Annotated in this window: 11 protein-coding genes; 4 read left to right on the plus strand and 7 right to left on the minus strand. The window is 42.4% G+C overall.

Annotation, left to right across the window (positions count from 1 at the left end; translation table 11 throughout):
• Nucleotides 1-16 precede the first annotated feature (16 nt).
• Together gap and VB693_RS04545 are read right to left on the minus strand one after the other, a co-directional pair.
• Complete coding sequence (gene gap, locus VB693_RS04540; protein WP_323265224.1) at nucleotides 17-1,048, minus strand: type I glyceraldehyde-3-phosphate dehydrogenase; 1,032 nt, start codon at nucleotides 1,046-1,048, stop codon at nucleotides 17-19.
• A 218-nt stretch (nucleotides 1,049-1,266) separates the two neighbouring features.
• Nucleotides 1,267-3,648, minus strand: a complete 2,382-nt coding sequence (locus VB693_RS04545; protein WP_323265225.1) for a phosphoketolase family protein — start codon at nucleotides 3,646-3,648, stop codon at nucleotides 1,267-1,269.
• A 541-nt stretch (nucleotides 3,649-4,189) separates the two neighbouring features.
• On the opposite strand from VB693_RS04545, the gene uvrA reads away from it, so the two are divergent.
• Nucleotides 4,190-7,063, plus strand: a complete 2,874-nt coding sequence (uvrA, locus tag VB693_RS04550) for an excinuclease ABC subunit UvrA (protein ID WP_323265226.1) — start codon at nucleotides 4,190-4,192, stop codon at nucleotides 7,061-7,063.
• Nucleotides 7,064-7,641: 578 nt separating this feature from the next.
• Here the strand turns inward: uvrA and patX are convergent.
• The gene (gene patX / locus VB693_RS28985; protein ID WP_414575864.1) at nucleotides 7,642-7,872 is read right to left on the minus strand and encodes a heterocyst-inhibiting protein PatX; all 231 of its coding nucleotides are present in this window, start codon (nucleotides 7,870-7,872) and stop codon (nucleotides 7,642-7,644) included.
• A gap of 112 nt (nucleotides 7,873-7,984) precedes the next feature.
• Entirely contained in the window at nucleotides 7,985-9,751 is a 1,767-nt protein-coding gene (locus VB693_RS04555; protein ID WP_323265227.1) for an FAD-dependent oxidoreductase, read from the minus strand.
• A 78-nt stretch (nucleotides 9,752-9,829) separates the two neighbouring features.
• On the opposite strand from VB693_RS04555, the gene VB693_RS04560 reads away from it, so the two are divergent.
• A complete protein-coding gene (locus VB693_RS04560; protein WP_323265228.1) occupies nucleotides 9,830-10,135 on the plus strand; it encodes a type II toxin-antitoxin system prevent-host-death family antitoxin in 306 nt (101 codons plus the stop codon).
• On the plus strand, nucleotides 10,107-10,424 hold the full coding sequence (locus tag VB693_RS04565; protein ID WP_323265229.1) for a Txe/YoeB family addiction module toxin: 318 nt from the start codon (nucleotides 10,107-10,109) through the stop codon (nucleotides 10,422-10,424). Before VB693_RS04560 ends, VB693_RS04565 begins: the two co-directional genes overlap by 29 nt.
• Before the next feature lie 15 nt (nucleotides 10,425-10,439).
• Here VB693_RS04565 and VB693_RS04570 read toward each other — a convergent pair whose 3' ends face one another.
• Both VB693_RS04570 and VB693_RS04575 read right to left on the minus strand, forming a co-directional pair.
• Nucleotides 10,440-11,927 (minus strand): protein kinase domain-containing protein, encoded by a 1,488-nt coding sequence (locus VB693_RS04570; protein ID WP_323265230.1) that lies wholly within the window; start codon nucleotides 11,925-11,927, stop codon nucleotides 10,440-10,442.
• Nucleotides 11,928-12,217: 290 nt separating this feature from the next.
• A complete protein-coding gene (locus VB693_RS04575) occupies nucleotides 12,218-12,922 on the minus strand; it encodes an SEC59/DGK1/VTE5 family protein (RefSeq protein WP_323265231.1) in 705 nt (234 codons plus the stop codon).
• Between the two features lie 63 nt (nucleotides 12,923-12,985).
• On the opposite strand from VB693_RS04575, the gene yidD reads away from it, so the two are divergent.
• Complete coding sequence (yidD, locus tag VB693_RS04580) at nucleotides 12,986-13,216, plus strand: membrane protein insertion efficiency factor YidD (RefSeq protein ID WP_323265232.1); 231 nt, start codon at nucleotides 12,986-12,988, stop codon at nucleotides 13,214-13,216.
• Between the two features lie 139 nt (nucleotides 13,217-13,355).
• Here yidD and VB693_RS04585 read toward each other — a convergent pair whose 3' ends face one another.
• A complete protein-coding gene (locus tag VB693_RS04585; RefSeq protein ID WP_323265233.1) occupies nucleotides 13,356-14,201 on the minus strand; it encodes an alpha/beta fold hydrolase in 846 nt (281 codons plus the stop codon).
• Nucleotides 14,202-14,317 lie beyond the last annotated feature (116 nt).

Genomic DNA, 14,317 nt, shown 5'->3' on the forward strand with positions numbered 1-14,317 from the left:
AATACTCAGCACTCTCTTAAACTGTGACCAATTGCTCTTTCTGTGCCATTGACAGCATCAGGTCAACTACACGGTGAGAGTAGCCCCACTCGTTGTCATACCAAGCGACTACTTTGAAGAAGTTTGAGTTCAATTCGATTCCAGCACCTGCGTCAAAAATGCTGGAATGGCGATCGCCTTGAAAATCTGTAGATACTACTGCTTCGTCGGTGTAACCCAAAATCCCGGCAAGTGTTCCTTCAGCAGCCGCTTTCATGGCTGCACAAATTTCTTTGTAGCTGGTGGATTTGCTAGTTTTGAAGGTTAAATCCACTACAGAGACATCAGGGGTAGGAACTCGGAACGCCATCCCTGTTAACTTACCCTTCAACTCTGGTAAAACCAGTGCCACTGCTTTCGCTGCACCTGTGGAAGAAGGAATAATATTTTGGGCTGCACCGCGACCACCCCGCCAGTCTTTTTTACTGGGGCCGTCTACAGTGGGTTGGGTTGCAGTCATGGCGTGAACTGTAGTCATTAACCCTTCTGCTAAACCAAAGTTATCATTAATTACTTTGGCGATCGGAGCTAGACAGTTAGTAGTACAACTAGCATTGGAAACAATCAGATCCTTACTGGGATCAAAGAGTTGATGGTTAACACCTACCAACAGTGTCTTCACTCTTTCTGGTTCTTTGGTAGGCGCAGAAATAACTACGCGCTTTGCTCCTGCTTGTAGGTGTTTGGATGCACCTTCATAGTCTGTAAATAGTCCGGTCGATTCTACGACATAATCTGTGCCAAGTTTACCCCAAGGTAATTCGGCTGGATTTCTGACTGACATACAAGGAATGAAGTGACCATCAATCAAAATGCCATCTTCTTTGGCTTCCACCTGACCTTGATACTTACCATGAGTAGAGTCGTACTTTAATAGGTAAGCCAAGTTATCTGGTGGTACTAGGTCGTTAATACCCACAAACTCAATATTGGGGTTGTTCATGCCAGCGCGAAGCACAAGCCGCCCAATACGACCAAATCCGTTGATGCCAACTTTTAACTTCGTCAAAACAAACCTCCTCTTAATCTTGGATCGCCTCAAATTTGAGGCGAACGAACTTATTACCCTAGCTTCAACACTGGATTTCGCCGGGTGAATTTTGGTATGACTTAGATGATCGTGACAGTCCCAGAAGCCAAAAGCCCAATTACTTGGCATCTTTTAAGGTTTTGGAATGGGGAGAAGACTTTCCCCTTTGCTCCCTGCTCCCTGCTCCCCTGCCTCTCTTAATACGGCCACTGCCAATCACGAATATCTGCCATATCTTCGCCGTGTTTCTCAATGTAGTGCTTGTGTTCGATCAACTTGTCTTGGAGATGTTGTTTTACATAAGCGGCTTTGTACCCTAGTTTGGGGACGCGATCGATTACATCCATAACTAAATGGAAGCGATCTAAATCGTTCAGGACAACCATATCAAAGGGGGTGGTGGTAGTTCCCTCTTCTTTGTAACCACGCACATGGAGGTTTTTATGGTTGGTGTGGCGATAGGTAAGGCGATGGATTAACCAAGGATAGCCATGAAAGGCAAAGATGATGGGTTTATCTGTAGTGAATAGGGTGTCAAAGTCTTTGGGACTTAAACCGTGGGGATGTTCTGTGTTGGGTTGCAAGGTCATTAAATCTACAACGTTGACTACCCGCACTTTTAAGTCTGGGAAGTTTTGCCGCAAAATATCCACAGCCGCTAAGGTTTCTAAGGTGGGGACATCTCCAGCGCAAGCCATAACTACATCTGGTTCGCCACCTTGGTCATTACTTGCCCATTCCCAAATGCTGATTCCTTTGGTGCAGTGTTTAATTGCTGCATCCATATCCAGATATTGCAGTGCTGGTTGTTTGCCTGCCACGATGACGTTGACGTATTGACGGCTTCTTAAGCAGTGATCTGTCACCGACAAGAGGGTGTTGGCATCGGGGGGCAGATACACGCGCACAATTTCGGCTTTTTTGTTCATTACATGATCAATAAAACCAGGGTCTTGGTGAGAGAATCCGTTATGATCTTGCCGCCAAACATGGGAAGTCAGTAGATAATTCAGGGATGCGATAGGTCTACGCCAAGGAATTTCACGAGTAGTTTTCAACCATTTGGCGTGTTGGTTGAACATGGAGTCAATAATGTGGATAAATGCTTCGTAGCAAGAGAAGAAACCATGACGACCTGTGAGTAGATATCCTTCTAACCATCCTTGGCAGTTGGTTTCACTGAGCATTTCCATTACCCGACCATCGGGGGACAGATGGTCGTCTTCTGGGAGGGTTTGGGCTACCCAAGTTCGGTTGGTGACTTCTAAGACGGCATTGATGCGATTTGAGGCTGTTTCGTCAGGGCCAAAGATGCGGAAGTTACGACTATCTTGGTTAAGTTTCATCACATCCCGCAGCAACTCACCTGTTACTTTGGTAGCTTCAGCAATGACTCTACCTGGTTGGGGAACATCAACGGCATAATTTTGGAAGTCGGGCATCTTCAAGTCCCGCAACAAGATCCCTCCGTTAGCGTGGGGATTGTCACCCATGCGGCGATGTCCCTTGGGAGCAAGTTCTGCCAGTTCAGGAAACAGTGTACCGTTAGCATCGAAGAGTTCTTCGGGTTTGTAACTCTTCATCCACTCTTCTAGGAGTTGGATGTGATGCGGTTTACTAGCTAGATCCCCAAATGGTACTTGATGCGATCGCCAATAATCTTCTGTCTTTTTCCCGTCTACTTCTTTTGGCCCTGTCCAACCTTTGGGGGTTCTCAGGATAATCATTGGCCACTGGGGACGTTTGCTAAACCCATGTATACGGGCTTCTCGTTGGATGTTGTGAATTTCTGCCGTAATGATATCTAAAGTCGCTGCCATCTGCTGATGCACATCCGCAGGCTCTGAGCCTTCCACGAAGTAAGGTTTGTAACCATATCCTACAAATAGGCTTTCCAATTCCTCGTAACTCAACCGCGCCAAGATTGTGGGGTTAGCGATTTTATACCCATTCAAGTGCAGAATCGGTAACACAGCCCCATCTGTAGCGGGGTTAAGAAACTTGTTGGAATGCCAGCTAGTAGCTAATGCCCCAGTTTCCGCTTCCCCATCACCAACAACCGCAGCCACGATTAAATCAGGGTTATCAAAGGCAGCACCAAAGGCATGGACGAGGGCATAACCCAGTTCCCCGCCTTCGTGGATAGAACCGGGCGTTTCCGGTGCTACGTGGCTGGGAATACCACCAGGGAATGAAAATTGTTTGAACAGTCTTTGCATCCCCTGAGCATCTTGGGAAATATTGGGGTAATACTCGCTGTAAGTTCCTTCGAGGTAAGTATTCGCTACCAGTCCAGGCCCCCCATGACCAGGCCCAGCAATGTAAATCATGTCTAGGTCATACTTTTTGATGATCCTATTCAGGTGAACATAGATAAAGTTTAATCCTGGGGTTGTTCCCCAATGTCCCAACAGTCTAGGTTTGACGTGTTCTAAAGTGAGTTTTTCTTTGAGTAGGGGATTGTCAAGTAAATATATTTGCCCGACTGACAAATAATTAGCTGCGCGCCAGTAGGCATTCATTTTATGCAATTCTGCATCGATTAAAGGCTTTGTCTGTGGAGGACTTGCTAAGGTCATATCACTCTCCATTACATATAGTTGTGCCGAATTTCTTCTCTATGCCAGTGTAGTTATCTACAGTCTGAAGGTCATCTTACCCATGACAAATTTTTCCAATTTATGCTGAAAAATTAAGGTTTATTCGCCATTGACTACACTGGCATCAATCTAAAAATAGAACTCCAAAAATTGCGGGCATGACCTGTAGGAAAGGTTAACAGACTTTACATTTCAGTGAATAATTTTTAACATTGATTTTATGTATTGTTAAGAACGTTACCAATGTATTGAATCTATCTATGCCTGAAAGAAATATTACTTTTGATATAGATTAATCAAATTATGAATAAGTGTTGCAATAACTACACATTTAAAATTCAAAATTGAATAATTACTTACTCAGGACTTAGCACTCGTTTTTCTACTTCTTCATTTGCGGTTTGAAATGTAAGCAATAACAGTATAATTGTACTACTATAGGCATAGTTATAACAAAGCTAGATAAAGATAGTATTATTAAGAACTGTTTCACGCTGCCTCTCATTATTGGCCTGTCAATATGTCAGATCACAAGCTAGCCGCATCCCTAAATGGACACCTCCCCTACACCAACCCCCAGAATACAATTCGGATTCGCGGCGCAAGACAGCATAATCTGAAGAATATTGACTTGGAGTTGCCACGCGATCGCCTAATCGTGTTCACTGGTGTATCAGGTTCGGGTAAGTCTTCTTTGGCGTTTGATACGATTTTCGCTGAAGGTCAACGGCGTTATGTAGAATCTCTCAGTGCCTACGCCCGGCAGTTTTTAGGGCAATTAGATAAGCCAGATGTAGAAGCAATCGAAGGTTTAAGTCCGGCGATTTCCATTGACCAGAAATCTACATCTCATAACCCCCGGTCTACCGTCGGGACAGTGACGGAAATTTATGATTATTTGCGACTGTTGTTTGGTCGGGCTGGTGAACCCCATTGTCCCATATGCGATCGCTCTATTGCACCTCAAACTATAGACGAAATGTGCGATCGCATCATGGAACTACCAGACCGGACTAAGTTCCAAATTCTCGCGCCTGTGGTGCGGGGTAAAAAGGGAACTCATCGCAAGTTATTATCTAGTTTGGCTTCCCAAGGGTTTGTCCGTGTCCGCATCAATGGCGAAGTCCGGGAACTGTCAGACTCAATTGAATTAGATAAAAATTATACCCATAATATTGAAGTAGTCATTGACCGTTTGGTGAAAAAGCCTGAAATTCAGGAACGTTTATTCGATTCTTTATCTACGTGTCTCAAACAATCGGGCGGTATTGCCAAAATTTTGGTGAGTCCTATTACTGAGAATCCTCCAGAGGAAGAACAAGAATTAGTCTTCTCGGAAAACTTTGCTTGTCCCGAACATGGGGCGGTGATGGATGAATTATCACCGCGCTTATTCTCGTTTAATTCCCCCTACGGTGCTTGTCCTCAGTGTCACGGCTTGGGAACGTTAAGAAGATTTTCCCCAGAATTGGTAGTACCTGACCCTGAAGCACCAGTATATGCTGCGATCGCACCTTGGTCTGATAAAGATAATTCTTATTATTTAGAATTACTTTATAGTGTCGGTAGCAATCATGGTTTTGAATTACAAACAAATTGGCATAAGCTAACACCAGAACAGCAGCAAGTTATTTTGTATGGTGAAAAGGCAACAGACAATCAAAAAACACCGCAATATAAAGGTGCTATCCCCATTTTACAGCGACAATATGAAGGCGGTTCGGAATTAATTAAGCAAAAATTAGAGCAGTATGTAGTTGATCAAGCATGTGAAGTATGCGGTGGTAAAAGATTAAAACCGGAAGCTTTAGGAGTGAGGTTAGGTCAATATAACATCTTAGAGTTAACGAGTGTTTCGATTCGTGATTGTCGGCAGAGAATTGATCATTTAAAGTTGAGCGATCGGCAAATTAAGATTGCAGATTTAGTGCTACGAGAAATCAGAGCTAGATTACAATTTTTATTAGATGTAGGCTTAGATTACCTCAGCTTAGATCGAGCAGCCATGACCCTTTCTGGTGGGGAATCGCAACGTATTCGCCTAGCCACACAAATTGGTTCTGGGTTAACAGGAGTTCTCTACGTTTTAGATGAACCAAGTATTGGTTTGCATCAAAGAGATAATAATAGATTGCTCAAAACATTAACCAAATTACGTGATTTGGGTAATACTTTAATTGTCGTAGAACACGATGAAGAAACCATCCGCGCCGCCGACTATATAGTTGATATTGGCCCCGGTGCAGGTGTTCATGGTGGTAATATTATCGCCCAAGGTGATTTCCAAGCATTACTCACAGCCGAAACATCGTTAACAGGTGCATATTTATCAGGACGCAAAGTAATTCATACCCCAGCAGAACGTCGCGAAGGAAATGGTCGCACTTTAATCATTAAAAATGCCCATCGCAACAACTTAAAAAATATCGATGTCGAAATTCCTTTAGGTAAACTTGTTGCGGTTACTGGTGTTTCTGGCTCTGGAAAATCAACTTTAATTAACGAATTAGTTTACCCATCATTACAACATCATTTAACTAAAAAAGTTCCTATACCTAAAGATGTCGATAAAATTCAAGGATTAAATAGTGTTGATAAAGCCATCGTCATTGATCAGTCGCCCATTGGACGCACACCCCGTTCTAACCCTGCGACTTATACAGGGGTTTTTGATGTAATTCGGGATGTATTTTCGCAAACCGTAGAAGCTAAAACCAGGGGTTACAAACCAGGACAATTTTCTTTCAACGTTAAAGGTGGACGTTGTGAAGCGTGTAGTGGACAGGGTGTAAATATCATTGAAATGAATTTTCTCCCTGATGTTTATGTACAGTGCGAAGTTTGTAAAGGTGCAAGATATAACCGCGACACTTTGCAGGTGAAATATAAAAATAAGTCTATTTCTGACGTTCTTAATATGACAGTTGAGGAGAGTTTAGAGTTTTTTGAAAATATTCCTAAAGCTGTCAATCGTTTACAAACATTAGTTGATGTTGGATTGGGTTATGTGCAGTTAGGACAACCAGCAACTACCTTATCTGGTGGCGAAGCACAAAGAGTGAAACTAGCCACAGAATTATCTCGTCGCGCCACAGGTAAGACACTTTATTTAATCGATGAACCGACGACGGGTTTATCTTTTTATGATGTGCATAAATTATTAGATGTCTTGCAAAGATTGGTAGATAAGGGTAATTCTATTTTATTAATTGAACACAATCTAGATGTAATTCGTTGTGCTGACTGGGTAATAGATTTGGGGCCAGAAGGTGGCGATAAAGGCGGAGAAATTATCGCTGTTGGTACACCAGAGGAAGTTGCCAAAAATCCCAGGTCTTACACTGGACAATATTTGCAGAATGTCTTGCAACATTATCCAGCGATGAAAAAATAAACAAACTTGCATCAACATGAAAAATATTCCTAAAGCCTAGCAAACCATAAATTAATAGAGTGATAGCAGGTTTAGAGGTAAATCTTTAGGGGTGTATAGCTTTGCACCCCTATTCAATAGACCTTTTCATGTTGAGCAAAGCGAAACATCTCAAATATTCTATATTTCATTCAGAATGACACATCTGATTTTCGGACTTTTGCAAGAGGTCTAATCAATTATCAAGCAAGACGAGAAGCTCGAAACTCCGCATTTTGTTTCGATGTAGCTTAACCGCAGATTTGTGTCTTGTGTGTTGAAAAAATTAGGGCTAAATCTAGCCTACTATGAAGTTGTTGACCCTGTTGTAATATTATGAATTAACCTGAATGATACCCTGAAAATAAAATTAAGCGTTATGTCTAGTCTGAAGAGTGGTGATGCTGTCAATTGGGGTGGTTAATTACTGGGTAGTTGTTATGGCAGAATTAAAAAAATTGTATTCTTGCTAAAAAGGCTAGTTAAAAGAGTTGAATAGTGTTGAATTTGCTGATCACAAGAAAAATCCTCATGTCACAATAGGTATCATCTTTGATCTACTAAACAGTAGGATAAGTATTCCTTTGCGATTCCATTAAACTCCTCCGTCCACTACCTCGAACAGGGGTAGCACCTTCTGGTTCATTACGCTGAGGTTTAGGTTTTAATGAGACTAAATTTTGTGAAGTAGTTGATGACATGAAGAAATTGTCATTGACCAGTTGTGAGAAATTAACTGTTAGTGAAGCAAAGACCAGACTCGAAATTAAAAACTTAACAGTAGCACGCATTGTAGATATCTCTTTGTGATTTTTCCTATCTATTGCTACTGAGTTTTATGTAACGAGTCCGGAAAATTATCAAAAAAGTAGTGCTTTTTACCGAAAAAAAAAATAAAGTCAGTTATACTACCAAACTTTCCACTAATAACCAGTTACCAGAATAATTTAGATGACCCCAAACAGTTAGCTGTTGCTCATGGGTCAGTCCTTGCAGCTGCGCGTCTATATGCGATCGCCAGGTCACAAGCTGCCAAGTTTGCCCTAGATTAGCAGCTGGAGTAGTGATAGTGAATCTGTAATCCTGCTGATTTAAAATCTGAAGAATTCCTGTGAAACAGTCATTTCCCCGTGTGAATACTTGCTGGGTATCTGAATGATAGTAATTATCCACCGATGAAGCGGGACAATTGCCACTATGGGGATAGGCTTGAGGCTCATTGAGATAATACGTTTGCCATTGCCGCCATTCTGGATGATTAGGTAAAAGATTAAATAAAGGTATGATAGCGGCAGGAGAGCGATCGCCTTGCAATAAAGCTTTCTGCAAAGCTTGTACAGGTATGTCTCGCGGCTGACAATTTAACTCCACACACATAGCAGCAGCCATCCCCGCCGCTTGACCGATACCCAGGACAACAGGTTGCAATCTAGTTGCGCCATTGGCGATATGAGAGACAGAAATATTTTTTTCACACACTAATAGACCATCTGTGGTTGCTGGAACTAAACAACGGTAGGGAATGGTAAAGGGCGTTCCCGTCCATCTTCCTCCCCAACGAATGGATTTTGGTTGTAGCGGTAGGTCAAAGCTGGGATAATGATGGTCGTTGGCGTAATTACCAATTGCGATCGCATCGGGGAATAAAGCTGCTACCCGACCCCCTACAACTGGTAAAATATCTTGTTCTGTGACAGTAGTTAGTCCTACCAAGCGGCGACTTTCTCTGTAATAGGGATGCAGGGCAAAAGCAGGATGGGTATGGGGAAAAATTCCTTCTGCCAAACCGTAACGCCTACCTAGCTGATTTTGGATATAATAGACGAAATTTTGGCTTTGCCCACGACACTCTTCTATAAATTCTCTTTTAGATGCTGCTGACTCTATCAGTCGTCCTACCCCTTCACCGTAGTCATTACCACATATAGGCCAGTTAATCATAAATAGATTACCCGGCAAGCGTCCATAATTCAAGAATTTCTCTGCACCATATTTTTCCCAAGCACCTACAAACAGGGAAGGATCATAATTTGGCAAGGGAGGAATTTCGGGTGCGATATCTGCACCAAAATCTTGCATTACAACAACCCAAGTTGGTGACTGTACAGGATATTTGGTCGTGATAGCATTAAATTCAATGGGTGCGCTGGGTTCTTCCCATTCAGACTGTAATTCCCAACCCCAACGGTAAGGTATCTCTGCTAAGGCTAATAAATCGCCTAACTCTGTCCCGTCGAGAATCACTTTGGCTTGCACTGTAAAATCTGCAAACCGCACACCAGTAATACAGTTATCTTGCTTTAAAACTTCTAGGGGGACTTGTCCAGAAATCCAATGCAGATTTGCTAGTTCCTTTACCCAATCAGCAAAAATTTCTGCTCCCACACGGGGATCATAACTAAAAAAGCTTACCCAACTGTTATTTAATCCCCCTAGTTGTCGTTGCTGTAATTCTTGTAAAAATGCTCCCCATAAACCCGTCTGAAACGCTATTAATTCGTTCCCATCAGGCGCAGAGACTCCGGCGGAAGTTAACATTCCTCCCAACCAAGGAAATTCACTCACAAGGATAGTGTTAGCACCGCGCCGCGCTGCTTGGATAGCCGCAGCAGTCCCTCCAGTTCCACCACCAACAACTAACACATCAGTTATGTAAGTTTGATGAGCCATGCTTTAATCTCACTCAAATAATAGCAATATGATTAATAGTGTCTTATAATTTATGTACAGGAATATGTACATAAATCCATGTTTTCTTACGAAATCACATCTCCCACCGATGCGAGAAACGACTTTTTCAAGTTGTTAGACCAAGTTGTACAAAATCATCAAGTGTATATCATCAACCGTCGTGACAGTGAGAATGTAGCCTTGATTGCTGAATCAGATTTGGTAAGTTTGGTGGAAACAGTTTATCTTTTGCGTTCTCCTGCAAATGCACGTCGATTATTTGATGCAATAGAGGAGTCGAAAATCGGCAAGATTCAACCTCGATCTATTGCAGAACTTCAGCAGGAGTTGGGAATTGGGCAAGAGGAAAAACAAGAAAGCTGACAGCGAGGAAATTCAACCAGTTATAGTTAATCGCAGTCCTGGTTTTAGCTTTAGGTTTAAAGAGGATTTAGCTTGGTGGTTCAAGCAAGATGTTCAGAAAGCATCGAAAATTTTGGATTTGGTGACGGCTGTGATGCAAAATCCCTTCGAGGGGATTGGTAAACCAGAACCATTAAAGTATTTAGATGCAGATATTTGGTCACGACGCGTCGATTTAGAACATCGGCTGATGTATCGGGTGGGAAATACTCAAATTGATTTTCTTTGTTGTCGTTATCATTACGAATAAGAAACTTGCTGATGTTTACTGGTGTTCTTTGGGATTTTTTAACAGCAATACTAATACTGCTCCCGAAAGAATACCGCCTATCCAACCAAACAGTAAATTAACCAAAATCCACCAGCCAGCTTGCTTAACAAATCGCCGCAGTAGCCACCATTGGATAATTCCGACGATGAGGCCTACTGACATGAAGGACAGTCCGATTACACTATCCAAATCACCGCTAAACATCATATTCCCTAGGAGAACGGAAATACAAGCACCTAAAGTAGTTCCTAATAGCCACCACTTTTCAGATATGGGGATGTGTCTTCGCAGCATTAGTAATTGCATGAAGCCGATTGTCAAGGCCATCGTTGCAACTACAGCTTGATAACTCAGGATTGTACCGAAGATAGGCTCTACTATTACATGAGCGATCGCCGCAAAAATGCCCCCTCCAATCAAACCCACAACATTCACTAACACCCATTGCAAATAAAAACCAAACCCTACCTTTGGACTATCGCCAGATACAGCAGGTGCAGCAGACTGAGGTTGTTTAGGAATCTCTTGACGATACTGGACTGGAACTGGCGGTGGAGGCGAATACAAGGGAGGCTGAGAATTAATTGGTTGCTGCTGTGCGGGATCAAACGGTATCGTCGGTGTATATCCTGGATTAGTAGGTGTTTGTGTTGGTGCGTAAGCATTGCCCAACTGTTGTACAGCTACTAAAGCTTCCACTGCCGAAGGATAGCGTTGGCGGAAGTCATAGCGTACCATCCTATCTAATACATCCGCTAGAGATGGGCTGACTTGTACTAATTGTCGCCAGACAATTTCCGCCGTTTGGATATCTTCTTCCAATTGATGGGGCATTAACCCTGTTAAAGCTTGAATACCAATCATCCCCACAGCGTAGACATCGCTGCTTAATCTGGGGCTACCCCGACTCTGTTCACTGGGCATATAGCCAGCCGTACCAATACCTACGGTCATTTTCGTGACACCTTCGCCAGTCACCACCTGCGTACTAATTTCTTTCACCGCCCCGAAGTCAATTAGCACAACTTTGCCGTCACTCTTGCGGCGAATCAGGTTTGGCGGTTTGATATCGCGGTGAATGACTTGATTTTGATGGACAAAGGCTAATGGTTGCAGGATATTTTGCAACAAGGCAATGGTATATGCTTCACTCAGCCGTTTTCCAGGGGTGAGTTCATCACTGAGGGGATGACCATCAATAAATTGTTGAACTAGAAAAAATTCCTCGTTTTCTTCAAAGTGCGCTAATAGTTGGGGAATTTGGTCATGAGTACCTAACTTGTGTAATAACTGTGCTTCTGATTGAAACAACCGCCTAGCAACTTGTAAGGTCATGGGATCAGTTGCCATTGGTTTGAGTAGTTTGACTACACAATGATTGTTGTAAAGTTTAGTGTCTTCGGAAATGAAGGTTTGACCAAAACCACCAGCACCCAAGACTTTGGTGATTTTATAGCGTCCATCTAGTAACTGACCCAACATAAAGGCGATTACCTCCGGTAGAGCATAGCCCACCGCACAGAAGAATGTCTGTATTTTAACTCTACTGGTACATATGCCAATAGAGGGAACAGGGAACAGCAGAGGAAAAAACTATTGCCGACATTGGATAATAGAGGGATGAAGTCAGTTATTCTATAGGACTTACGCACAAATTACGGAATAACGTGCGCGTAGCGCATACCACAGAGACGCAGAGAACACAGAGAAATAAGGGTTTGAGAGAGTTTTTGCGTAAGTCCTGTTCTACTGTGTCTCACTCCCTACTTCCTCTAAATACCCCATAGCTGCATTAACATAAATGCCAAAGCTGCACTACCTAAAGGAACGGTCAAATTGTCAATACCTAAAAACGAAAAAGCTTCTAAACTAGTGGCGACGAATGCAACTACTAATGAGACTGTCCAAGTTTGCCAAATATTACCGAATACGCCCAGTAAAATTAAACTACAGACGACATAACTCATTAATGCCATAGTTAAAGAGCCTTCCCAGCTTTTTTGCGCTCCCAAAAGTTTATACTTATGTTTACCAAAGCGTTGACCAACTAAAGCGGCGAGTCCATCACCCCAGCACATAATCATCATCCCAATCGCTGCATACTGGGGTTGTTGTACATACCAGAAGTAAGCTACTAAAATTCCTACACTAGCAGCGTAAAAAAATGTGCCTAAGCTTTGCCTTCCTACACTATTGATGCCGGGAAGAAGAGGAAAAATGTAGGATAACAGAGTGATAATACTGGCTAAAATTGAAGCACCAATACCTATGCTGGCAGGAATATTCAGCCACCACGCGATTAAAATGACATGGCCAGCACCAATATGAACTATTTTGCGGATGATTTCCGGATCGCTAGTAGCAAAGCGACTTACTAATCCAGCGATCGCTAGAATAAAAAATACCCAAGCTGCAACAATAGTAATTTGCAGCCATAGAGATGGGGTTAAGATGAAATCAGGAAATTGAGTTAACAAAGATGCTACAAGATAGAAAACGTTTTATCCTTGTTACCAATTTATAAGATTTGGGCGACAGTAATGAAGCAATTATTTATTTGGTTGATTAAAGGCTACAGAATATTTATCTCTCCCCTATTCCTACCCACCTGTCGCTTTCAACCGACTTGTTCAATGTATGCGATCGAAGCCATAGAAAGATTTGGCATATTTCGCGGCGGCTGGATGGCTACCCGACGGATTTTGCGTTGTCATCCATTCCATCCCGGTGGTTATGATCCTGTACCGGAAAAAGAGGTGACAGGGGACTAATCAATTCAAAATTCAAAATTCAAAATTAAAGAATTCTTTACTCAGCACCCTGCTCAATTCCCTGCTACCCCTAATAGCACTCACCACTCACTACTCATTACTCATTACTCATTACTCATTACTCACCACTCAGCACTCACTACTTACTTCGACGTACAAAGGGTAGTAGGTCTTCTAGAATTGTTTCGTGATAGTGTTCTTGGGGATAGTGACCGACGTTGTTGAGTTTAATCACTTCTGCATCGGGTACAGACTTGGCAAAACTTTCTGCTACATCTATAGGCAACCAAGGGTCAATCATTCCCCATTGAATTAAAATTGGTTGTTGCCATTGTTGAAAGCCGGATGTAATTTCTGTCATGGCTGCTGGTAGTTGCAGATTGCGAATCGTGGTTAACAGCGCACGTCCGACGGCGGAAGTCTTTAAATATTGTTTGCGATATACATCTAAATCTTTGTCTTCAATGCGATAACGACTACCGCCTTCTAAAGTGCGGTCAACTAATAAGGGGTCTTGAGTCATCATGTCACCCACAAAAGGTAAACCCATCTGTTGCAGTTTCCAAGGTAATTTTGCATCCAGAGAAATGGGTGTATTTAAAATAGCAATGTTGGCAATTTTTTCGGGATTTCTTAAAGTATATTGCAGACCAACAGAAGCTAAGAAACCTTGGACTACTAGAGAAAATCGTTCTAGTTCTAAAGCTTCAATAAAGCCTGACAATGCTTTGATGTAAGCGTCGGGAGTGTAAGGAAACTCTTGTTTTTCCGGTTTAGCAGAAAAGCCAGAACCAATCCAATCTGGTGCGATCGCTCTTGTTCCTTGGCTGGCTAATGCTGGTAAAATGTTGCGCCAACTATAACTTTGTGATGGGATTCCATGTAGTAAGACTACAGGTAATAAGTCAGTTTGTCCAATTGGTGTAGCTTCCCGATAAAACCATTCTAAAGAATCTACTGTTATTTTATTCTCTGTTATCGACACGCTGCTTTCCTATCAGTTTTATATGGAAAATCTTACCATTTTGCTGGGGGTGTAAGGGTGTTGGGAAAATTTGGTTGTTATTTCTTGAATTGGAGCTAAAAGACTCGTTCACGGAG

Source organism: Anabaena sp. UHCC 0399, from assembly GCF_034931465.1.
GTDB classification, from domain to species: Bacteria; Cyanobacteriota; Cyanobacteriia; order Cyanobacteriales; family Nostocaceae; genus Trichormus; species Trichormus minutissimus.

What these genes read in the sequence shown, in the direction of transcription:
- VB693_RS04545 (WP_323265225.1), bottom strand. Translation starts at nt 3,648, where the DNA reads ATGACCTTAGCAAGTCCTCCACAGACAAAGCCTTTAATCGATGCAGAA.
- uvrA (WP_323265226.1), top strand. Translation starts at nt 4,190, where the DNA reads ATGTCAGATCACAAGCTAGCCGCATCCCTAAATGGACACCTCCCCTAC.
- patX (WP_414575864.1), bottom strand. Translation starts at nt 7,872, where the DNA reads ATGCGTGCTACTGTTAAGTTTTTAATTTCGAGTCTGGTCTTTGCTTCA.
- VB693_RS04555 (WP_323265227.1), bottom strand. Translation starts at nt 9,751, where the DNA reads ATGGCTCATCAAACTTACATAACTGATGTGTTAGTTGTTGGTGGTGGA.
- VB693_RS04560 (WP_323265228.1), top strand. Translation starts at nt 9,830, where the DNA reads ATGTTTTCTTACGAAATCACATCTCCCACCGATGCGAGAAACGACTTT.
- VB693_RS04570 (WP_323265230.1), bottom strand. Translation starts at nt 11,927, where the DNA reads ATGTTGGGTCAGTTACTAGATGGACGCTATAAAATCACCAAAGTCTTG.
- yidD (WP_323265232.1), top strand. Translation starts at nt 12,986, where the DNA reads ATGAAGCAATTATTTATTTGGTTGATTAAAGGCTACAGAATATTTATC.